This is a genomic window from Amycolatopsis saalfeldensis, assembly GCF_900110575.1.
Classification (GTDB): Bacteria; Actinomycetota; Actinomycetes; order Mycobacteriales; family Pseudonocardiaceae; genus Amycolatopsis; species Amycolatopsis saalfeldensis.
This window is the reverse complement of sequence record NZ_FOEF01000013.1, coordinates 150,510-172,085: the sequence shown is the minus strand read 5'-3', so window position 1 is coordinate 172,085 and position 21,576 is coordinate 150,510. Positions and strand designations below refer to the sequence as shown.

Genomic DNA, 21,576 nt, shown 5'->3' with positions numbered 1-21,576 from the left:
CTACTTCAGCAGGAGCTGCACCACCGCGGCGATCCCGATCACCACGATCACCCCGCGCAGCACCGTCGGCGAAAGGCGGCGGCCGATCTTCGCGCCCAGCTGACCGCCGATGGTCGACCCGACGGCGAGCAGCCCGATCACCGGCCAGCTCACCGGGGCGACGATCGCGTAGATCAGCCCGGCCACCACGTTGATGACGGCCGAGAGCGAGTTCTTGACCCCGTTCAGGCGCTGCATCGGCTCGGTCAGCAGCATCCCCATCACGGCCATCATCATCACGCCCTGCGCGGCGGTGAAGTACCCGCCGTAAATGCCGATCAGGAACAACAGCCCCATCAGCAACGGGCCGCCCCGGTGCGCGGCACCGGCGACCGCGTCGACGTTGGCCTCGCGGCGTTTCTGAACCCACTTGGAAATCCGGGGCTGCACGATGACCAGCACGACGGCGAGCCCGACCAGCACCGGCACGATCGTCTCGAACGCGTCTTTCGGCAGGGTCAGCAGGAGCACCGTGCCGCCGATCGCGCCGAAGAACGACGCCACCGCGAAGCGGATCACCTGAGGCCAGTAACCCGTGAGCTCATGGCGGTAGCCATACGCGCCACTGATCGTGCCGGGCGCCAACCCGACCGCGTTCGACGTCGTCGCCGTCAGCGGCGAGTACCCAAGCGCGACGAGCACCGGAAACGTCACCAGCGTGCCGGACCCCACCACCGCATTGATGCTGCCCGCCCACACCCCCGCGACGAAAATGATCACCGCGTGCCACCACGTCATAAAGCGCTCACCCAGGGACGATAAGCACCCCACCCCACCACCGCGACGCAGATGTGTCTGGACGAACACACCCAATCCCACTCACCGACGAGCCTCGAACACCGCCGAGCCATTCCCTTCACGGCTCCAGCACGCTCGATCGCCGGCGCTGGCAGACGCTCGGCCCCGGCAGCTCACCCAGCCGGAGCCAGCGACCCCAGCAGCCTGCGGAAGCCACTGACTTCACCAACCCGAGCCACCCCCTCCGACGGCTGGACCTGACCGAACCACTGGCCCCGACGGCTCGACCTGGCCGAAGGGGGTCACTCCCGCAGCCCGACCCAACCCGACCGCAACCGCTCGCCCCAACAGCTCGACCCGACCCAAGCTGCTCACCCCGCGACTCGGCCCGGCCCAGCCCCGTCGCAGCCACTCACCCGACGGCTCCACTCGACCGAAACGGTCACTCCCCCGGCCCGACCCAACCCACCACAAGCACTCGCCCCGACGACCCGGCCCGACCCAAGGCCCTCACCACCCAACCCGGCCCCGTCGCAGCCACTCGCCCGACGGCTCCACTCGCCCGAAACGGTCACTCCCGCGGCCCGACCCAGCCCGCCGCAACCACGCCCGACGACTCGGCCCGACACGAGCCCTTCACCCCGCAACGCGGCCCGACCAAAGCCAGCCACTTCACCAGCCCCGAGCCGCTCACCCCCACCTCCTGCACCGCGGAAGCCACTCGCCTCACCAGCCCGAGCCAGCCGAAGCCGCTCACACCGGACGCTCGATCCGACCGAAGTCGCTCGCCCCGAAGGCTCGCCCCGACCTAAGTCACTCACCCCGGAGACTCGACCGGACCGAAGCGGATCACTCCCTGCGGTCCGACCCAGCACCACCGAAGCCACTCGCCCGACAACTCGACCCGACCGAAGACGCTCACCTCGAAGGCACGATCGGACCGAAGCGGATCACTCCCACGGCCCGACCCAGCACCACCGAAGCCACTCACCCCGAAGGCTCAACACAGCCGAAGCCCCTCACCCAACCAGCCGCTCCAACCGAAGCCACCAGCTCAACTGGCCGCCAGAGCCGAAGCCGCCAGCCACCCCAGCCGAAGCCACTCACCAAGGCAGCCCAACCCAGTCAAACCCCCTCACTCCCGCGGTTCGAACACGCAGAACTCATTCCCTTCCGGGTCAGCGAGCACGTGCCATTCGATGTCACCGCCCTTGGCGCGGATCAGAGTTGCGCCGGCGGCCACGAGTTCGTCCGGGTTGCCCCAGACGTCGAGGTGCATGCGGTTCTTGACAGTCTTCGACTCCGGGACCGGGCAGACCCAGAACAGTGGCGCCGAGCCCGTGGGGTCGACGATCGGCACCGGCCAGTCCGGTGGGCGCTCGTCGCCGGTCAGTGAGTCGCGGCGGACGTAGCCGAACGCCGTGCACCACCAGTCGGCGAGTGCCTGGTGGTCGCGTGCGTCGATCACCATGTCCTTGAACTTCGCGGTCATCGGGTCCCTCCCCAATCTTCTCGACGAGATCATCGTGACACGCACCACCGACATTTTCGGCACCACGCGCACACAACCCCGGCCTGACAGGATGGACGGGTGGCCCACGAATCCGAACAGGTCTGGAGCGCCACCGTCGACCATCTGCGCACAATGATCGACACCGGTGAGCTCGCGCCCGGCTCCCGCCTGCCCGCCGAACGCGCCCTGTGCGAGCAGCTCGGCATCAGCCGTGGGTCGCTCCGGCAGGCGTTGCGGGTGCTGGATTCCATCGGCTACGTGCAGATCCGCGCGGGTTCGGGCACCTACGTCCGCGAACAGAAGAGCTCCGACGGGCCGTTGAGCAGCTGGTTCTCCGAGCACGAGCAGCTGGTGGAGAAGCTGTTCGACCTGCGCGCGACCGTCGAGCCGACGCTGGCCGAGCGGCTCGCGCAGAACCATTCGCCGCGGATCGTGCAGCGGCTGGCCGACAACGTGGCCGAGATGGAGGCCGCCGCCGCGGCCGGCGACATGCTCCGGGTGATCGCCACCGACGCCGAGTTCCACCGCGTGATCGCCGGCAACGCGGGCAACGACGACGTCGCCGACCTGCTGCGCTCCGTGCTCGCTCTGGTCGGCGAGGAGCGCCGCGCGGCGCTGCGGCTGCCGGGCCAGATCCGCAAGGCCGTCGCCGAGCACCGCGCGATCCTGGAGGCCGTCCGCCGCTCGGACGCGGCCGCGGCGCGCGAAATCACGCTGAAGCACCTGCTGGACGCGAAAACCTACGCGCACGACTACGCCGCCACTTCCTGACCGGAGTACAGTTTTCAGAAGTTTGTGAAAACTGTGATCCCTGGGGGGTAGCCGTGCCACAAGTCCACTTCACCGAAGAAAAAGCCACCATGCTGGCCACGCTCTACGGCCGCGCGCTCGACGCCCGCCGCGACCGGCCCGTGCTCGGCGACACCGCGGCCGACGACGCGGTCCGCCGGATCGACTACGACTTCACGAAGCTGGGCGTCACCCGGGATTCCTCGGTCTCGGTGGCGATTCGCGCGAAGGCGATCGACGACCTGGCCGCCGAGTACCTGCACGCGCACCCGGACGCGATCGTGCTCCACCTCGGCTGCGGCATGGACACCCGCGCGGACCGGCTGGACCCGCCGCCGGCCGTCTCCTGGTTCGACGTCGACTACCCCGAGGTGGTCGCGCTGCGCCGCGAGATCTACCCGCCGCACGAAAACCGCACCGCGATCGGCTCTTCGGTGACGGACTTCGCCTGGCTGGACCGGGTTCCGTCGGACCGGCCGGTGCTGGTCGTCGCCGAAGGGCTCACGATGTACCTGACCCCGGCCGACGGCGCGGAGCTGGTGCGGCGGATCGTCGGGAAGTTCCCCGAGGGACAGCTCGTCTTCGACATCTTCAGCACCCTGGGCATCAAGGCGCAGAAGCTGAACCCGGTGGTGCGCCGCGCGAAAGCCACACTGCACTGGGGCATCGACGATCCACACGAACTGGAGTGCCACGGCGTCCGCCTGGTGTCCTCTTTGGACGCCACCGAGTGGGTCTCCGACGAGGCCTTCGCGCGGCTGCCCGCGGCGTCCAAGCTGGCGCTGCGGGTGACCGGCCTGATCCCGGCGGTACGGCGGATGGGCCGCATCGCGCGCTGGGAGTTCTAGCGCGATTCGAGCACCCGCGCCACGAACCGGTGCACCTTGTCCTCCAGCCGCGCGATCCGCTCCTCCAACGACAGCGACTCGTGCGGCTGCGGGATGTCGGGCCGGATCTCCCCGCGCAGGTAACGGCTGCAGGCGAGGTTCGAGCAGGCGTACGTGCCGAGCGTGTTGCCCTCCCGGCCGAGCTTGCCCGCGCGGCGGCCGGAGAAGAGCGTGATGTCGGAGACGGAGTGGGTGGTGGAACAGAAGGCGCACATGTTGCTGCGCACCCGCGACCGCGCGGGCGGCGCGGCGCGCAGGGCCAGGCCGACGACCTCGCCTTCGTACGGCAGCACGAGGTAGGCGCGCGCTGGCGCCTTCGGGTCGCGCCAGCCGAGGAAGTCGCGGTCGGCCCACGGCACGTCGCCGGGGACCGTCACGGACTTGGCTTCGCCGCGGGAACAGTTGACGAATGAGGCACGGATCTCGTCCGGGTCGAGCGGCTGCATACCGCCACGGTAACCAGCAGTGACGCCGCGGACCACGCCTTTTCTCGCCGCCGCGGCGGCGAACCCATACGATCGGCGGCGTGCGCAGGAAGACGGCGGGTCGGTTCCGGCTGGTTCTGCGCACCAGCCTGGGCTTCGCCGCGCTGGGCCTCGGGTCCAGCGTCGCCGGGTCCGCCGTAGTGGCGTTGCTGCTCGTCCTGCAGGGCCTGCCGGGCGACGCCGGGGACCGCGGCTGGGTCTTCGGGCTGACGGCGGCCGGGATCGTCGCCGTGAGCCTCGTCGCCGGCACCGTCTGGACCGCCTACCTGCAGCGTCGCACGGTCGTGTGGTTCACGATCGGCCGGCCGCCGACGGAGGCCGAGGCCCAGCGGGCGCTGCGGCTGCCCGTGGACATGGCCGTGGTCAGCGGCACGCTGTGGCTGATCGGGACGCTCGTCCTCGGCGGGCTGGCCGGCTGGCTCGGCTCGTTCGCGGACGCGTCCGGCATGGCGCTGACGATCGGGCTCGGCGGGCTGACCACCGTCGGCCTCACCTACCTCGCCGCGGAATGGGTGGCCCGGCCGGTGATGACGATGGCGCTCGACGTCACGCCGCCGCAGGGCTCACTGCCGGTGACCGTGCTGACCAGGCTGATCGTCACCTGGGCACTGGCCAGCGGCGTCCCGCTGGTCGGCGTGCTGCTGGTCGCGACGCCGCCCGATCTCGGCCACGCGAACCCGACGGCGAGCCTGATCATGCTGTCCGTGATCGGCCTGGTCACCGGCGCGATCGGCACGGCGCTGCTGGCCCGCGCCGTCGCGGCGCCGCTGCACCGGCTGCGCGTCGCGCTGGACCGGATCGCGCGCGGCTCCACCGACGTCACTGTGGACGTCGACGACTCCAGCGAGATCGGCATGCTCCAGACATCGGTGAACGACCTCGCGGCCGGCCTGCGCGAGCAGGAGCGGATGCGGGACCTGTTCGGCCGTCACGTGGGCACGGACGTGGCGCGGCACGCGCTGGAGTACGGCGCTTCCCTGTCCGGGGACGTGCGCGAGGTGACGGCCCTGTTCGTCGACGTCGTCGATTCCACCGCGCTGGCCCAGCGCACGCCGCCGCAGGAGCTCGTGGCCAAGCTGAACCGGTTCTTCGCCAGCGTGGTGTCCGCTGTGGACGCTCGTGGCGGGCTGGTCAACAAGTTCCAGGGTGACGCCGCGCTGTGCGTCTTCGGCGCGCCGACACGGCTGTCCGACGGGCCCACCATGGCGCTCGCCGCCGCGCGCGCGATCCGCGACGCCGTGCTCTCGGACGGCGAGCTGGACCTGGGCATCGGCGTCGCGTCCGGGCCGGTGTTCGCGGGGCAGTTGGGCACGTCGAGCCGGCTGGAGTACACCGTGATCGGCGACGCCGTGAACGAGGCCGCGCGGCTGACCGAGCACGCGAAGTCCACGCCCTCACGCATTCTCGCGAGCGAGGCGACGATCAAGGCGGCCCTCGGCGGGGAGCGGGAGCACTGGTCCGTGCACGGCGAGCTGCTGCTGCGCGGCCGCGAGCAGGCCACCGTCACGTGGACGGACCCGGGCTAGAGGACGTCCGGCCAGGTCAGCAGGGTCGAGCCCCAGGTGAGGCCGGCGCCGAACGCGGTCAGGACGACCCGGTGGCCGGGCACGATCGTGGCGTCGGCGGCGGCGTCCGCGAGGGCCAGCGGGATCGACGCGGCGCTGGTGTTGCCGACCCGGTCGATGTTGGCGACGACCGCGTCGGCGGGCAGGCCGAGGTGCTTGGCCGCGACCTGGAGGATGCGGATGTTGGCCTGGTGCCCGACGAACCGGTCCACGTCCCCGACCATCCAGCCGGCCTGGTCCAGCACCGCGCGGGAGGACTCGGCCATGCGCGCGCAGGCGTGCCGGAAAACGGCCGTGCCCTGCATCCGGAGGTAGTGGTCGCGCGGGTCGTCGGAGAACCGGTGGCGCGAGCCGCCGGCCTCGACCCACAGCAGGTCGGCCAGCTCGCCCTCGCTGTGCAGGTCGAACGGGCCGAGCGCGCCGGGCTCGTCGGCGTCGCCGCCGCGCAGCACGACCGCCCCCGCGCCGTCGCCGAAGATCGGCACCGTGGTGCGGTCCTCGGGGTCGAGCAGCGAGGTGAAGACGTCGGCGCCGATCACGAGCACCCGCTTCGCGATGCCGCCCGCGATGAGGCCCTGCGCGGTGGCGAGGGCGTAGATGAAGCCGCTGCACACGGCGTTCACGTCGAACGCCGCGGCGGTGCCGAGCCCGAGCCGCGCGGCCACCTGGGGCGCGCTCGCGGGGCAGAGCTGGTCGGCGGTCGAGGTCGCGAGCACCACGGCGTCGGCCCCCGCACCGGTCCCGGCCAGCGCCTGGCGGCCCGCGGCGACGGCGAGATCCACAGTGGACTCGCCCGGCGCGGCGATCCGGCGCTCGCGGATGCCGGTGCGGGTGCGGATCCACTCGTCCGAGGTGTCCAGCCGGCCGGCCAGCTCGTGGTTGTCCACCACCCGATCGGGCAAGGCCGCGCCCAGCCCCGTCAGCACGGCGGCACGACCGGGCGGAAACCCTTGCACACTCACGACGGAACCCTCCCAGCCGACGGTCGGCGGTTGCCGCCGGCTGCGTCCACTTGTATGGGCTACCCCTGGGTAGACCGGTCAGTTGTGTTCCAGGTCACTGGAAAACCTCTTCCAGGTTCGCTCAATAGGAGGTATTGGCCACAGTCGCCCCAGGCCGGCGGCTGAGCATCGGTAAAGGCGAGGCGTCTTGTCGGTGCCCCCGGTTAGCCTGGGGCGTGCTCACTCCCGACCTCGACCGGCTGGACCTCGCCATCCTCGCCTGCCTGCAGGCCGACTCGCGCACGATCGCCGAGGTCATCGGCGCGAAAGTCGGCCTCTCCGCCGCCGCCGTGCAGCGCCGCATCAAGCGGCTGCGCGAGTCGGGGGTGATCGAGAAGGAGGTCGCCGTGCTGTCCCCGCGGGCGCTCGGGCTGTCCATGACGTTTCTGGTCATGGTCGAGATGGAGCGCGAGAACCTGACGGTGCTCGACGTCTTCCGCCGCCAGGTGCAGGCCGACGACTACGTGCAGCAGTGTTACTACGTCACCGGCCAGGCCGACTTCGTGCTCGTGGTCACCTGCCCCGACATGACCGCCTTCGAGGCCTTCACCCGCCGGATGTTCTTCGACAACCCGAACGTCCGGCACTTCACCACGAGCGTGGCCATGGACCGGGTGAAGGTCGGGCTGACCCTGCCGCTGGCCTGACCGATCCACTTCGGACGGTCGGTTCGCCTGCGCAAAAGTCCCCCCGCGGTTGCCCTTCCGCACCAAAGAACGTGACCCAAGGTTGTCGGCTGAACGCAAGGGGTATGTGTCCCGTGTTACGCCTAGGGGAGCGGATGCAGCCGATCGCGTGAACGTCGAGGTTCTGGCGTCACGAGCGACCCGGTTGATCATCTCCTTGCCGACAGTTCGCAAGGCGCGAACCACCGGAGGAACACACCAGGAGCAGCCGTGCACACCGACGCCGTACACCAGACCCAGTTCGTGTTGCTGAACGAGAGCACCACGCCGGTGCTGTCCCGCCTGTCCTACCACGCCGCCGAGCCCTTCGCGGTCACCGTGGCCTTCCGGACCGAGCGCGGCCGGTGGATCGAGTGGACGTTCGCACGTGACCTCCTCGTGACCGGGCTCGGCGAGCCCGCCGGCCTCGGTGACGTCCGCGTCCGCCCGGACCTGTCCGAGGACGAGGCGATGTTGACCCTCGAGATCGAGTCGCCCGACGGGTACGCGTCGTTCGAGCTCGAGCGCGAGGACATCCAGACGTTCCTCGATTCCTCCTACGAACTCGTCCCGCTCGGCGAGGAGAGCGAAAGCTTCGACGTCGACGCGCTGATCGAAGAGATCAGCAACGTGTGAGACCTGCCGATCCCGCGGCACAGTGGGAGAAGGGCGGTTTGAGTGCTCTGGAGGCACTCAAACCGCCCTTCTCTGTTTCACCGAGCCGTGATCATCGAGCAGGTCAGCCGCGGACCAGGGTGGTGCCGGTCGCGGACAGCGCGGTGGTCACCGGGAAGAAGTAGGTGTTCACGGTGTCACCGCCGGAAAGCAGGCCCTGCGCCTGGTTGCCGCTGATGAACGAGCCGCCGGAGTCGCCGGAGTCGGAGTGGGCGTTGGTCAGGGTCATGCCCGTGACGGTGCCCTCGGCGTAGCGCACGGTCTGGTTCTTCGCGCGGATGGTGCCGCAGGTCCAGCCGGTGGTGGAGCCGGACTTGCAGACCGACGCGCCCACGGCGGCGGCCGTCGAGCCGGACACGCGGGTGCCGTTGTTGATCTGGCCGACCGGCGTCCAGTTGCTGTTGACCCGCGCGAACGCGTAGTCGCTGCCCGGGAACCGGTAGCTGGAGAACGAGCCCATGGCCACGCGGTTGTACCCGCTCAGCGCGCCGCCGCCGGTGAGCGCGGCGCAGTGGCCGGCGGTCAGGAAGCCGCCGTTCACGGAGAAGCCGATCGAACAGCGGGCCGAGCTGCCGATGTAGTACGCGTCGCCGCCGAGCACGTTGTAGTGCAGCTTCGGCGTCTGGGCGGTCTCGACGTACCGCACCGAAGCAGCGTCCACACCGGACGAGTTCACAAAGGACTCAGCCGCAGCCTTCTGTCCGTTGAGGACAGTCACCGTGACGCGGTTGCTCGCCGGGTCGACGCCCCAGCTGGTGACCGCCTTCGCCGCCGTCTTCTCGCCGGCGTTCAGCTTGGTGATGGCGGAGTCGAGCTGATGGGTGCTGTAGCGGACCACCTGGGCCTCCGCGCCGGCCGCGCGAACCCGCTCCACCAGCGCCGGGCTGGTGACGCCCACCCGGGCCTTGCCGGTCGCGGCGTCGTAGCTCAGCCCGCCGAAGCCGTCGCCGAGCGCGGCTTCCAGCGACTGGCCGACCTTCGTCGCGGCGTCCTCGCTGGCCAGCCGCGCGAGCGCCTGGTCGTGGGTCAGCCCCAGGTCGCGCTGCATCGCCGGCACCATGTCGGGGTTCAACAACGTGGTGGCGCCCGCCGCCGGGGTGGTGACCCCGGCCAGCGTGCCCGCCGTCGCGGCGGCGGCCGCGGCGATACCGAGGAATCTGATGATCTTCATGGGTCTCCTCGTGATTACGCGCGGCACCGGATCGGCCACGCGGCGCTCCTCCCCGAGGTGAGAGCCTGCTTCGCGCCCCAGGCCGCTGCAATAGGGGTGCAGTGCGGATAGGTATACGCATTCCCACTGGGCCAATCCCCTGCTCCGGACGTCCCAGCCGGGCCCGGGGACCGTCCTTAAGTAGGGATTCCGGCAACTACTTTCGGTAGCCGTGGCGAAGCCGGAAAAGTGGTAACCGCCCCGGAACCGGGCGAACGGCCGAAGTTTCGCACTCATGGTTATTTCCGGCCGGACATTCACCCGCCAACCGGTGACCGAATGTAGGCAGATGTGTGAGCGGTGTGCGCGCCCGCAGCTCGACGGCCGGTTTACGGACCCGGGCCCGCTGCTTACGCTCCCGACGAACTCCCGACGAAACGGACACCGGCCGAGGAGGTCGTGATGTGGCAAGCCGTCTCACGCCCCACGTCGGTCTCGGTGCGCACCGGACCCACCCGCTTCACCGGCCGGGACCGCGAACTCGCCGCGATGGTCCAGGTGCTCACCCACCGCCCCGCCACAGTCCTGATCGAGGGCGAGCCGGGCATGGGCCGCACCCGGCTACTGGCCGAACTCGCCCGTCGGCCCGAATTCGCGGACGGCCGCGTGCTGATCGGCCGATGCCAGCAGCTGCGCGAACCCTTCCCGTACGGACCGGTGCTGGAAGCCCTCCGCTCGGTGGGCGGACGGTTCGACGCGGTTGGCTCGGGCAGCGCGGACGACCCCGGTGACCGGCTCAGACCGGTTGGTCCGACCAGCGCCGCCACCTCGCTCGGCCAGCCCGGCCCGATCGGCCCGCTCAGACCGAACGGCCGCCAAACCCCGAGCCCACCCACGAACGACCACCAGCTCGGCCCGCTCAGCCCGGTCGCCGGAGCGTTGCGGCCCTTGCTCCCGGAGCTGACCGACCGTCTGCCCCCGACCCCCGAACCTCCGGCGGAGCCCGGGGCGCGGCGGCATCGGGTGTTCCGCGCGTTCCGGGAGTTGCTCGCTGCCTGCGGGCCGACGTTGCTGCTCATCGACGACCTGCAGTGGGCCGACGAGGACACCCTCGACCTGGTGCGGTTCCTGGCCGCGGATCTGCCGCCGCAGCTCGCTGTCGTGCTGGCCTACCGTTCGGGGTGGCCGGGGCCGCTGGTGCGCACGGCGCCGACCGTCCACACGGCACGCGTCGCGCTCGGGCCGTTGGACGTGGCGGCGGTGCGGGTGATGGCCGCCGATCTGCTCGGGCTGCCGCGCGTCACCGACGAGTTCGCCGTGAAACTGCACGAGTGCACGGCCGGGATTCCTTTTGTGGCCGAGGAAACCCTGCGCGCGCTGCGGGACGCGGGCGAGGTGCTGTCCGACCGGCTCCTGGAGAACCTCGAGGTCCCGGCGGCGCTGCGCGAGTCCGTCACCGAGCGGCTGGACGCGTTGCCGGAAGCGGCGGCGCAACTCGCCCGGGCCGCGGCAGTGCTGGACTTCGCCGCGGAGCCGTCGATGCTCGGCGGCGTCGCGGGGCTGGGCGAGGAGTCGCTGCGAACGGCGCTGCTCGGCGCGCTGGCCGGTGGGCTGCTGGCCGAGGTGGGCGAAAACCGTTACGGCTTCCGGCATCCGCTCGCGCGCAAGGCGGTCTACGACACGGTGAGCGGGCCCGAGCGAACCTTGCTGCACACCGAGGCGATCCGCGTGCTGGGCACCGCCGAAACCCCGCCGCTCCCCCTCCTCGCGGATCACGCGCGGGCAGCCGGGCGGATGGAGAAATGGCGCCACTACGCGGAAGCGGCGGCCGACGAGGCGATCGTCCTCGGCGAGACCTCCCGCGCGATCAACGTGCTGCAATCAGTGCTCGCGACGGCGGGCGCCGACGACGTCGGACGGCTGGCGACGAAGCTGAGCCAAGTCGCGTTGCGCGGCTTCCGGCCCGACGTGATCGAGACGCTGGAGCGCGTGCTCGAAGACCGGCCGCTGCCGCCGACGGTCCGCGGGACGATCCGGCTCTCCCTCGGCATGCTGCTGGTCCGCACGATCGGCCGGCTCGAACGCGGGCGCGCCGAGGTGGAGAAGGCCGTCGGCGAGCTGGCCGACGCACCGGAGCCGGCCGCGCGCGGGATCAACCTGCTGGCCCAGCCGATCGACGGGCTGACGCCGTTGTCCTGGCACGAGGTCTGGATGCGGCGCGCTCGGGACGTCCACGCGGAGCTGACCGACCCGGAGCTGCGGCTGGCGCTCACGGTGGACCGCATCACCAACGCGTCGCACATCGGCGACGGCTCGGCGTGGGCGGAATTCGAGGCGCTGCCGGAGACCGCGGCGAGCGTCGCGGAACGGGTTCAGCTGGCGAGGCTCTGGTGCAACCTGGCGGACGCGCAGTCGTGGTCCGGGCATCTCGACCGCGCGGAACGCCTGGTCAAGGAGGGCGCGCGCCGCGCGACGGAGACCGGCGCGCTGTACGCGACGGGCCTGATCCGCGGCACGCAGGCGCGGCTCGCGTGGTTCCGCGGTTCGTGGGACGGCCTGGCCGAGACGGCGCAGGACGTGCGCGCCGGTTACCCCGAGCTGGGCCCGATCGTGATGGAGACGTCGCTGGTACTCGGCGGCCTCGCCGCGGTACGGGGTGAATTCGTTGCCGCGCAACGGTTCCTGGCCGCCGCCTCGGTGCACTCGCCCGCCGACGGGCCGATCCCGGTGGTGCTCTCGGCGGCTTCGGTGCTGATCGACGTGCAGCTGGCGACCGACGACGTCGAGGCCGCGTGTTCGACCGCCGACGTCGCCGCGGATGCCGCACGGCGTAAGGGAGTCTGGGTTTGGGCGGCGTCGCTGGTGCCGGCCGCCGCGGAGGCATACGCGCGGGCGGGCCGCTGGCCGGACGCCGACGTGCTGGTCGAGGAGTTCGCGCGGGGCACGGTGGGCCGGGACGCGCCCGTCGCGGCCGCCGCGCTGCACGCCGGCCACGCCGTGCTGACGGGCGCGCGCGGCAAGCACCTCGCCGCGGCCGCGCTGTTCGACGCGGCGGCCGAGGCGTACGCGCGCCTGCCGATGCCGTACCTGGCGACGTCGATGCACGAGCGCGCCGCCATGCTGCGGCTGGCCGCGGGGCAGCGCGCGGCCGTCGAGTCGCTGTCCGCCGCCGCCACGGCGTACGAGAGCTTGGGCGCGACGCGGGACGCCGGCCGATGCCGCCACCACCTGCGCGAACACGGCGCGTGGGCCCCTTCGCAGCGCGGACGCCGCGGTTACGGGCAGGAGCTGTCGCCGCGTGAACACGAGGTCGCCCGGATGCTCGCGGAGGGCCGCACGAACCGCGAGATCGCCGACGGCCTGTTCCTCTCCCCGCGGACGGTCGAGCAGCACGTGGCGAAAGTCCTGCGCAAGCTGGGCGCCCGGTCGCGGACGGACGTGGCCCGCAAGCTGCCCGCCTGACCGCGGGTGGAAAACGCCCCGACACTCCGGATTCCGCGCCGAAGGCAGGCACCGGACCGCGTCGCGCCCTACCGTGAGCTGGTGACTTCACCGGATCCACAGGACAAAGACCCGAAGCTGCCGGCCTGGCGACGCAGCACCGCGGGCGAGACGCGGTGGCCGGCGACCGGCGTGGTGGTGGTGACGCTCGCGTTGCAGCTCGTGTTGCCGCACGAGGTGGTGCTGGCTCCGTGGTGGCTGCTGCCCGGACTGTCAGTGCTGCTGATCATCGCGCTGCTGCTGATCAACCCCGGGCGGATGGGCGAGTTCAGCACCGTCGAGCGGATCGTTTCGCTCGCCGTGGTGGCGGTGGTGAGCGTCGCGAACGGCGGCTCGGCCGTGCAGCTGGTGCTGGGCATTGCGGACAGCTCGTTCCGCGGGCACGCGGTCCAGGTGCTGGTCAGCGGCGGCATCGTCTACTGGACGAACATCGTCGTGTTCTCGCTCTGGTACTGGGAATTCGACCGCGGCGGCCCGGCACGGCGAGCCGACGGGCAAGCCCAGTACGCCGACCTGCAATTCCCCCAGATGGACAGCCCCGAACTGACCCACGACGACTGGGAGCCCCGCTACCTCGACTACCTGTACCTGGCCTTCACCAATGCCACCGCGTTCAGCCCCACGGACGTGATGCCGTTGAAGATCTGGGCGAAGATGACCATGATGCTGCAGGCGATCATCTCGCTGCTGGTCGCCGTGATGGTCATCGCCTGGGCGATCGGGGCACTGCAGAACTGAAGCGGGGGACGCCCTCGGTCAGGAAGGCGTCCCCCGTCAGCAAGCTTGGATCAGTGCTCCGTCATCGTGAAGCTCTGGCCGTCCGAGCCGATCGCGCCGGGGCTGTAGGTCTTGCTGCCGCCGTCGTCGGCGTCGAGGCCCTGGGGGCTGGTGTCCCCGAGGTTCTTGCCGTCGAACTTCACGCCGCTGAACGAGATGCCGCCGTTGATCGAGGGGTACGAGTCGGTAGGGGACTCGATGATGGCCTCGGCCGTGGAGTGCTGCGCGTTCAGCGACTGGGTGGTCGTCTTCGACCAGCCCGCGGTGGTGTCGCTGATGTCCAGCTTGTAGGAGTTGCCCGAGCGCGTCACGGTCGCGGTGAAGCTGTCGCCGGCCTTGACCGGTGCCTCCGACTCCGAGTAGTACACCGGCGCGGCCGGGTACATCTCGTACCAGGCCTGGTAGACCGCGCTGCCGCTCGAGCAGTCGGTGGCCACGCCCGTCTGCTCCACAGTGGACGATCCGTCGCCGTCGATGCCCACCCACGGGGCGAACAGGTCGTTGCTGGAGTTGCAGGTGACCGAAGGCTCCTTCCAGCTGGCCGTCGCGGTGGTGAAGCTGCCCGTGCTGACGTAACCGCCCCAGTTACCGCCCGAGAAGGCTTGCCCGTGGAAGTGCGCGCCGAACATCGGCGTCGCGCTCGCCGAGCCGGCCGCGGCCGTGAGGCTCGCAGCAGCGACGGCAGCGATCGCCAACGCCCGGACGGACCGTGAGGAGAGGGGGGAGTTCATGCGCTTCCAATCTGATCACCGATGGGGACTCGGGGAGTTACAAACGGTGTGCACCGGCAACCAGTGTTGAATTCACGCGGGCAGATAGGTAGCTACTTTCGAAGGGTTTTCATATCCCGGGAACAATTCACCAAATGTCCTGATTCTCCTTTGTGCGCCCAGAAGTCCGAGGTGGACTACTGTGCCGAACGCGCGTGCGCGGCGTCCACGAACTGGGTGGTGTAGGTCTTCGAAAGATCGATCTGGTCCTTCTTCGGCTTGACGTTGCTCGAAGACGAGCCCAGCACGTTCAGCACGTTCTTCGCGCCCGCCGGGTCCATCCGGCCGTCCTTGGTGAACATCGGCAGGCTGTCCTTGAGCGACTTGACGTACAGCGCCTTGTCCCCGCCCGCGAACGACGGCGGCATGATGTCCGCGACCTGCTCCGGCGTGTGCTTCGAAAGCCACTGCAGCGACTCGACGTACGCGTTCGCCAGCTTCTGCACGATGTCCGGGTAGCGCTGCACGATCTCGCAGCTCATGTACAGCGAGCTGGCCGGGTACAGCCCGCCGAGCGCGGCCTGCGTGCCCTCGACCGTCCGCATGTCGTACAGCACCTTGGCCTGGCCGGTGTTCGTCAGCTGCGCGATGGTCGGGTCGGTGGTCATGCCGGCGTCGATCGAGCCCTGCTGCAGCGCCGAGATGAACGTCTGCCCGGCGCCGACCTTGACCGGCGTGTAGTCCTTGCCGGTCACGCCGCCGCGGCTGGCCAGCGCCTTGGTCAGGAAGTCCGTGGACGAGCCCAGCGAGGTGACGCCGAGGTTCTTGCCGCGGAAGTCCTTGCCGGACCGGATCTCGCCCGCCTTCGCGGTGGCCACCATCTCCGCCTCGCCCGGCACGTTCGAGAACTGGACGACGCTGGTGATGCACTGCTCCTTGGCCTGCAGGTCGATGGTGTGGTCGTAGAACCCGACCACCCCCTGCACCTCGCCGGCCAGCAGCGAGGTCTCGGCGTTGGCGCCCGACGGCTGGTCGAACAGCTCGACGTCCAGACCCTGCCGCTCGTACGCGCCGATCTGCTGCGCGAGCTGGCCGGGCAGGTAGATGACCTTCGACAGGCCGCCGATCATGATCTTGATGTGCGGTTTGCCGCCGCTGCCGAGGTCGATCTGGCGGGAGTCGCGGCACGCCGTGACCCCGGCCACGGTGACCAGCAGCGCGGCCGCGACCGCGACTGTCCTTTTCAGACGCATCTCAGATCCCCTGGCTCGCCTGGGCGTTCATCTGCGGGCGCCAGCGCAGCAGCCGCGACTCCGCGGTGCCGATGCCCCACTCCGCCAGGATCGCGACGACGGTGATGATCAGCATTCCCGCGTACACCCCGGCGGTGTCGAAGGTGCCCTGCGCGTTGGAGATCAGGAAGCCCATGCCCGCCTTGGCGCCGGTGTACTCGCCGACGACCGCGCCGATCAGCGCGAAGCCGAACGCCACGTGCAGCGACGAGAGGATCCACGACGTCGCGCTCGGCAGCACGATCGACTTCAGCACGGCCCACCTCGAAGCGCCGAGGATGCGCGCGTTGTCGATCAGGTTGCGGTCCACCTCGCGGGCGCCGGTGAAGGCGTTGAAGAACACCGCGAAGAACACCAGCACGACCACCGTCGCGACCTTCGAAGACATGCCGAGGCCGAACCAGATCACGAACAGCGCGGCGAGCACGATGCGTGGAAGGGCGTTGGCGGCCTTGATGAACGGCGACAGCACGTCCGCCAGGTACTGGCTGCGGCCGAGCACCACCCCGAGCACCACGCCCAGGATCGCGCCGAGCACGAACCCGATCACGGCCTCCTCGACGGTCACCAGGATCTGGTACCAGATGGAGCCGAAGTCCGTGCCGGTGCTGAACCACTCGACCAGCCGTTCCCAGATCTTCGACGGCATCGAGTAGAAGAACGGGTCGATCCAGTACCGGCCGGCCAGCTCCCAGCTGCCCAGCCACACCACGACGATGGCCAGCCGCAGCAGCCAGATGTTGCGTCGGCGCGCGTTGGTCTTCAGCTTCTGGCGGGCGATGATGCTCGCTTCGTCCTCGATGCGGGGGTTGGGATTGGACGGCGGAACGATCAGATCAAGCGACACTGGTCGCTCCCTTCTGGCGGGCCTTGTCGACCTCGCCGCGCAGCGATTCCCAGATGTCGGAGTAGATCTTGCGGAATTCCTCGGTCAGCCGCAGGTCCTCGACCTTGCGCGGGCGTTCCAGCGGGACCTCGAAGACGTCCTTCACGGTGGCCGGGCTGGTGGTCAGCACCACGACCTTGTCGGCGAGCGCGATGGCCTCGTCGAGGTCGTGCGTCACGAAGATGACGGCCGCGCCGGACCCGGACCACAGGCGCAGCAGCTCGTCCTGCATCAGGGCGCGGGTCTGCACGTCGAGCGCGGAGAACGGTTCGTCCATCAGCAGGATCTTCGGGTCGGTGACCAGCGTCTGGGCCAGCGCGACGCGCTTGCGCATGCCGCCGGAGAGCTGGTGCGGGTAGTACTTCTCGAACCCGGCGAGGCCGACCCGGCCGATCCAGTCGGCCGCCTTCGCGCGAGCGTCTGCTTTGGACTCACCACGGAACCGCGGCCCGGAGGCGACGTTGTCGAGCACCGAGCGCCACGGCATCACGGCGTCGGTCTGGAACATGTAACCGACGCCGTCCGGGATGGCCGTGACCTCGTCGCCGTTCACCCGCACCTGGCCCGCAGAGGCGGGCTGCAGGCCGGAGACCAGCGACAACGTGGTCGACTTGCCACAGCCGGTCGGCCCGACGACGGCGACGAACTCCCCCGGGTCCACCGTCATGGACAGTTCGCGGACCGCGGTGTGCACGGAACCGGATCCACTGGGGAACCTTTTGGTGGCTCCGATGAGTTCGATGAGTGGTGGGGCCATCGAGGTGACTCCTTCGTCACGGCGGGGAGGTGGGGCGCGTCACAGCTGTCTGGCAGGTTAAGAGCGTGTTTCACCGCCGGGAAGCTTGTCGACGTTCTGCGTGCGCTCTGCGCGTTCTCCACGTTTTGCTCGTTTAGCGCACGGCCCTGAGCTGGGGGTATGTTCCCTGGCATGCCAAAGTCGGCGCTCTTTCCGCGCATGCGGTTCACCCGCCAGGTCCTGCTGCTGCAGATCGGCGTGGTGGCGCTCGTGGTGGGCCTCGGCGTCGGCCTGTTCAGCGGGCTGCTGCGGAGCGCGCTGGCCAATCAGTACGGCGAACGGGCGCTGGCGGTCGCCAAGTCGGTGGCCACGGACCCGGTGGTGATCGAAGGCGCGGCCGCGCGACAACAAGGCGGGGCGCTGCAACAGCGCTCGCAAGCGGTGCAGCTCAGAACCGACGCGCTGTTCGTGGTGATCACCGACGATGAAGGCATCCGGCTCGCGCATCCCACGCCCGACGCGATCGGCCAGCCGGTGAGCACTTCGCCCGCGGAAGCGCTGGCGGGCAACGACGTGACCACCCAGTACGACGACGGCACGCTCGGGCCGTCGGTGCGGAGCAAAACGCCCATCCGGCAAGGAGATCGGGTGGTCGGCGAGGTCAGCGTCGGCTACAAGATCGGTGAGCTGACGGGCGATTTCAACCGCCTGCTGATCCTCACCCTGGCTTTCGGGGGTGGCGCTCTGCTACTCGGCGTCGGCGCATCCGCCCTGCTCAACCGCCGCCTGCGGCGGGTCACCCACGGCCTCGAACCGCACGAGCTGACCGAGCTGCTCTACGAGCGCGAGGCCGTGCTGCACGGCATCGGCGAGGGCGTGCTGGCGCTGGACGGGCAGCAGCGGGTTTCCGTGCGCAACGACGAGGCCGAGCGGCTGCTGGACACCGAGCTGCCGGTCGGCGCCCCGATGGCCGAACTCGAGCTGTCGCCGCGGGTGCACAAGGCGGTCGCGGAAGGGGTGCCGGTGGACAACCTGCTGGCGGTGGCCGGAAATCGGGTGCTGGTGGTCAATTCGCGTGCCGTCCACCGCGACGACCGGCCGCTCGGCACCGTGCTGACCTTCCGCGACCGCACGGACCTCGACACGCTCACCCGCGAGCTGGACGGCATCCGGTCCCTTTCGGACGGTCTGCGGGCGCAGCGGCACGAGTTCGCGAACCGGTTGCACACGCTGTCCGGGCTGCTGCAGCTCGGCCACCACGCCGAGGCGGAGGAGTACCTGCAGACGCTCACCGAGACGACCGCCGGACGGCCGCACGCGCTCGGCGACAGCGTCGCGGACCCTTACCTGCAGGCCCTGCTCGTGGCGAAAACCGAGCAGGCGCAAGAAAAAGGCATGGAACTGAAGCTGGCCGACGACTCCTGGGTGCCCACCACGGTGACCGACCCGATCGCGGCGGGCACGGTGATCGGCAACCTGGTGGACAACGCCCTGCACGCGGCGCGGATGAGCCCGCGACGTCCGGCGTCGGTGGAAGTCGCGCTGCTGGCCGATGGCACGACGCTGCATGTGTCCGTTGTGGACAGTGGCTCCGGCGTGGCCGAGGAACTGCGGGGGACGCTGTTCGACGAGGGCGTGTCGTCCAAGATCGCGCCCGGCCATGGCCTCGGCCTCGCCCTGGCGCGCCAGGCCGCCCGGGCCCGCGGCGGCGACGTGTGGCTGGCCGATCCCGGCGGGCCGTCGTCCGGGGCCCTGTTCGTCGCGAAACTGCCGGAACTGCTCGTGGAGGCCGCCGAATGATCCGCACCCTCATCGTGGACGACGACTTCCGCGTGGCCGGTGTGCACGCGGGCTTCGTGACGGAGGTGCCGGGCTTCGCGGTCGCGGGCATCGCCCACACCGCCGCGGAGGCGCGCGCCCGCGTCCGCGAGCTGTCTCCGGACCTGGTGCTGCTGGACGTCTACCTGCCGGACGAGCCCGGCCTGTCCGTGCTGCCGGACCTGCAGACCGACACCATCGTCCTGTCGGCGGCCACGGACCCGCGCTCGATCGGCGCCGCGATCCGCGCGGGCGCGCTGAACTACCTGATCAAGCCCTTCACCACCCGCCAGCTCGCCGAGCGGCTCACCTCGTACGCCCGGTACCGGGGCCAGCTGGCCAACGACCGCGCGCTGACGCAGGACGACGTCGACCGCGCCTACCGGGCACTGCACGACCAGGATCGGGCCGCCGCCCCGAAAGGCCAGTCCAGCGCGACTTCCCGGCTGGTGTCCGAGCAACTGCGCAACTCCCCGGTGCCCCTCTCGGCCGCCGAGATCGCCGGGGAGCTGGGCATGGCGCGGGCCACGGCCCAGCGCTACCTCACCGCGCTGGCCGAATCAGGCGCGGTCGAAATGCGGCTGCGCTACGGCGCCACCGGACGCCCGGAGCACGAGTACCTCTGGGCCGGTTGAGGTTCAGCGACCGCCGGACATGCGGTTGGCCAGTTCGGCCCACTGGTCCACGTACTCCTGGAACGCGTTCGCCGGAGCAGGGGTGGTCGACGACGGGGCCGGCTTCGTGTCGGCGCGCGCGGTGTCCTGGTTGTCGGGCGCGGACGAGGCGCGTGACGTCGGCGGCTTCACCGGGTTGTGCTTGACCGGCTTCGACGGGGACGGCACCGGGACGTACACCGTCACCGGCGCGGCCGCCGGGGCGGGAGCCGGCGGGACCACGGGCGCCGGCGCGGGCGCGGGCTGCAGCTGGGCCACCGAGGCGCGCTGGTCGGACTGCGCGACGGCGTCGTCGGTCGAGCCGGCCAGCAGGCCACCGCCGAAGAGGCCGCCGCCGAGCCAGCCGAGGGCGACCAGTGCCAGCGCCGCGCCGCCGCCGACCCACGCGCGCTTGCGGCGCCGGACCACGACGGCGCGCGGCCGCGAGTCGATCAGGGCCGCGCCGGCCAGCGCGGCACCGGCGGCACCCGGGGCCGCCGCGCCGGGGCCGGGGCGCATCGTCACGCCGCCGGGCACCACCGGGATCGGCTGGGTGTCTTCGATGTCGGGGTCCTCGGGACTGCGCCGCCCGCGGGGCAGGCTGGCCGCGATGATGCCGGTCCGGTCGAGCAGGTCCGCGGCGGCGCGGTCGGCGATCGGGGTCGCACGGCGGTCAGCGGTGCGGAGCATCGGGGAACCTCCGGGGGGACGGCGCGCAGATCAACGTCAGGATTCTGGTGCATTTCCGGCGAGTTGTCAGAAACTCAACTCCATTGGGTGAAGGGGTTTTCCCCAGTGTCTCCGGCCCGGTTCTCCGCTTCCGCACGTCGGCCCGGAAATCCGCCGTTTCAGTTCATCCCGGAGCGCTTGAGGCCGAGCCGCGTCAACGTCGCGAGGGGACGCTGGTAGGCCGAGCCGAGCACCCGCGGGATCGCGTCCAGCACGTATGCGTCCGGGCCGATGAGAATCCGGCCGGCGCGCCGTTCGACCCCGCGCAGGATCGTCCGCGCGGCCTTCTCCGGTGTGGTCATGGCTATTTTCTCGAAACCGGCCGCGGCGGCTTCCTTGTCCTCGTCGCCTCCGCCGCGCGAGTGCCGCACGATGTTCGTCTTGATCCCGCCCGGGTGCACGCAGCTGACGCCCACCGGATGCCGGGCCGCCAGCATTTCTTCGCGCAACGCCTCGGTGAATCCGCGAACGGCGAACTTCGCCGCGTTGTAAGCGCTCTGGGTCGGCACTCCGATGAATCCGAAGACGCTCGAGACATTCACCAGGTGCCCGTCGCCGGAAGCGATGAGATGCGGCAGGAACGCCTTTGTGCCGTTCACCACACCACCCAGATTGACGCCCATCAGCCAGTCGAAGTCCTTGAAGCTCATCTCCTCGACGGTGGCGCCCAACGCGACGCCGGCGTTGTTCACCACGAGGTTCACCTGGCCGAAGTCCGCGACGACCGCCTCGGCGTGCGCGAGCACGGCCTCGCGGTCCGCGACGTCCAGCGGGTACCCGCGGGCCTCCGCACCACGCTCGTTCGCCGAGGCCACGGTCTCGGCGAGCGCCTTTGAGTCCACATCGGACAGTGCCAGCCGGGCGCCGCGCAGGGCCAGCTCGAGGGCCAGCGCCCGGCCGATGCCCGAGCCCGCCCCGGTGATCACCGCGACCTTGTGCGCGAAGTTCTTCATCGCCACTCCCCACC

20 protein-coding genes are annotated in these 21,576 nt (G+C 70.5%); 9 read left to right on the top strand and 11 right to left on the bottom strand.

What is annotated here, in order from left to right:
• Both BMY97_RS27330 and BMY97_RS27320 read right to left on the bottom strand, forming a co-directional pair.
• A complete protein-coding gene (locus BMY97_RS27330) occupies window positions 1-777 on the bottom strand; it encodes a sulfite exporter TauE/SafE family protein (RefSeq protein ID WP_091621654.1) in 777 nt (258 codons plus the stop codon).
• Between the two features lie 1,135 nt (window positions 778-1,912).
• Window positions 1,913-2,269, bottom strand: coding sequence for a VOC family protein (locus BMY97_RS27320; protein ID WP_091621648.1), 357 nt, complete (start codon window positions 2,267-2,269; stop codon window positions 1,913-1,915).
• 99 nt (window positions 2,270-2,368) lie between these two features.
• On the opposite strand from BMY97_RS27320, the gene BMY97_RS27315 reads away from it, so the two are divergent.
• Together BMY97_RS27315 and BMY97_RS27310 are read left to right on the top strand one after the other, a co-directional pair.
• A complete protein-coding gene (locus BMY97_RS27315) occupies window positions 2,369-3,061 on the top strand; it encodes a FadR/GntR family transcriptional regulator (protein WP_091621645.1) in 693 nt (230 codons plus the stop codon).
• Between the two features lie 53 nt (window positions 3,062-3,114).
• Window positions 3,115-3,927: a class I SAM-dependent methyltransferase gene (locus BMY97_RS27310; RefSeq protein ID WP_091621642.1), complete on the top strand. Its 813-nt coding sequence runs from the start codon at window positions 3,115-3,117 to the stop codon at window positions 3,925-3,927.
• On the opposite strand, the gene BMY97_RS27305 is transcribed toward BMY97_RS27310, so the two are convergent.
• The gene (locus BMY97_RS27305; RefSeq protein ID WP_091621639.1) at window positions 3,924-4,412 is read right to left on the bottom strand and encodes an FBP domain-containing protein; all 489 of its coding nucleotides are present in this window, start codon (window positions 4,410-4,412) and stop codon (window positions 3,924-3,926) included. The two genes, BMY97_RS27310 and BMY97_RS27305, sit on opposite strands and share 4 nt — an antisense overlap.
• A gap of 80 nt (window positions 4,413-4,492) precedes the next feature.
• Between BMY97_RS27305 and BMY97_RS27300 the strand changes: the two genes are divergently transcribed.
• Entirely contained in the window at window positions 4,493-5,977 is a 1,485-nt protein-coding gene (locus tag BMY97_RS27300) for an adenylate/guanylate cyclase domain-containing protein (protein ID WP_091621636.1), read from the top strand.
• On the opposite strand, the gene BMY97_RS27295 is transcribed toward BMY97_RS27300, so the two are convergent.
• Window positions 5,974-6,978 (bottom strand): beta-ketoacyl-ACP synthase III, encoded by a 1,005-nt coding sequence (locus tag BMY97_RS27295; protein WP_483860483.1) that lies wholly within the window; start codon window positions 6,976-6,978, stop codon window positions 5,974-5,976. The genes BMY97_RS27300 and BMY97_RS27295 overlap by 4 nt on opposite strands.
• A 215-nt stretch (window positions 6,979-7,193) precedes the next feature.
• On the opposite strand from BMY97_RS27295, the gene BMY97_RS27290 reads away from it, so the two are divergent.
• Window positions 7,194-7,664, top strand: coding sequence for an Lrp/AsnC family transcriptional regulator (locus BMY97_RS27290; RefSeq protein WP_091621633.1), 471 nt, complete (start codon window positions 7,194-7,196; stop codon window positions 7,662-7,664).
• A gap of 249 nt (window positions 7,665-7,913) precedes the next feature.
• Window positions 7,914-8,318, top strand: coding sequence for an SsgA family sporulation/cell division regulator (locus BMY97_RS27285; protein WP_091621630.1), 405 nt, complete (start codon window positions 7,914-7,916; stop codon window positions 8,316-8,318).
• Window positions 8,319-8,421: 103 nt separating this feature from the next.
• Here BMY97_RS27285 and BMY97_RS27280 read toward each other — a convergent pair whose 3' ends face one another.
• Window positions 8,422-9,528 carry a S1 family peptidase gene (locus tag BMY97_RS27280; protein WP_091621628.1) on the bottom strand — a complete coding sequence of 369 codons (1,107 nt, stop codon included), beginning with the start codon at window positions 9,526-9,528 and terminating at the stop codon, window positions 8,422-8,424.
• A gap of 441 nt (window positions 9,529-9,969) precedes the next feature.
• Here BMY97_RS27280 and BMY97_RS27275 point away from each other — a divergent pair, with 441 nt between their 5' ends.
• A complete protein-coding gene (locus BMY97_RS27275; RefSeq protein WP_218156894.1) occupies window positions 9,970-12,969 on the top strand; it encodes an ATP-binding protein in 3,000 nt (999 codons plus the stop codon).
• 81 nt (window positions 12,970-13,050) lie between these two features.
• Window positions 13,051-13,746: a hypothetical protein gene (locus tag BMY97_RS27270; protein ID WP_425425335.1), complete on the top strand. Its 696-nt coding sequence runs from the start codon at window positions 13,051-13,053 to the stop codon at window positions 13,744-13,746.
• 50 nt (window positions 13,747-13,796) lie between these two features.
• On the opposite strand, the gene BMY97_RS27265 is transcribed toward BMY97_RS27270, so the two are convergent.
• From BMY97_RS27265 to BMY97_RS27250, 4 genes are all read right to left on the bottom strand, one after another.
• The gene (locus BMY97_RS27265) at window positions 13,797-14,516 is read right to left on the bottom strand and encodes a G1 family glutamic endopeptidase (RefSeq protein WP_091621625.1); all 720 of its coding nucleotides are present in this window, start codon (window positions 14,514-14,516) and stop codon (window positions 13,797-13,799) included.
• Between the two features lie 176 nt (window positions 14,517-14,692).
• Window positions 14,693-15,748: an ABC transporter substrate-binding protein gene (locus BMY97_RS27260; RefSeq protein ID WP_091621622.1), complete on the bottom strand. Its 1,056-nt coding sequence runs from the start codon at window positions 15,746-15,748 to the stop codon at window positions 14,693-14,695.
• 1 nt (window position 15,749) lies between these two features.
• Complete coding sequence (locus tag BMY97_RS27255; RefSeq protein WP_425425338.1) at window positions 15,750-16,571, bottom strand: ABC transporter permease; 822 nt, start codon at window positions 16,569-16,571, stop codon at window positions 15,750-15,752.
• Between the two features lie 52 nt (window positions 16,572-16,623).
• Window positions 16,624-17,430, bottom strand: coding sequence for an ABC transporter ATP-binding protein (locus BMY97_RS27250; protein ID WP_091621614.1), 807 nt, complete (start codon window positions 17,428-17,430; stop codon window positions 16,624-16,626).
• 198 nt (window positions 17,431-17,628) lie between these two features.
• Between BMY97_RS27250 and BMY97_RS27245 the strand changes: the two genes are divergently transcribed.
• Window positions 17,629-19,209, top strand: coding sequence for a sensor histidine kinase (locus BMY97_RS27245; protein WP_091621939.1), 1,581 nt, complete (start codon window positions 17,629-17,631; stop codon window positions 19,207-19,209).
• Complete coding sequence (locus tag BMY97_RS27240; RefSeq protein ID WP_091621612.1) at window positions 19,206-19,862, top strand: response regulator; 657 nt, start codon at window positions 19,206-19,208, stop codon at window positions 19,860-19,862. Before BMY97_RS27245 ends, BMY97_RS27240 begins: the two co-directional genes overlap by 4 nt.
• Window positions 19,863-19,865: 3 nt before the next feature.
• Here BMY97_RS27240 and BMY97_RS27235 read toward each other — a convergent pair whose 3' ends face one another.
• Window positions 19,866-20,570 (bottom strand): hypothetical protein, encoded by a 705-nt coding sequence (locus tag BMY97_RS27235; RefSeq protein ID WP_091621609.1) that lies wholly within the window; start codon window positions 20,568-20,570, stop codon window positions 19,866-19,868.
• Window positions 20,571-20,728: 158 nt separating this feature from the next.
• Window positions 20,729-21,562, bottom strand: coding sequence for an SDR family NAD(P)-dependent oxidoreductase (locus BMY97_RS27230; protein ID WP_091621606.1), 834 nt, complete (start codon window positions 21,560-21,562; stop codon window positions 20,729-20,731).
• Window positions 21,563-21,576: the final 14 nt, after the last annotated feature.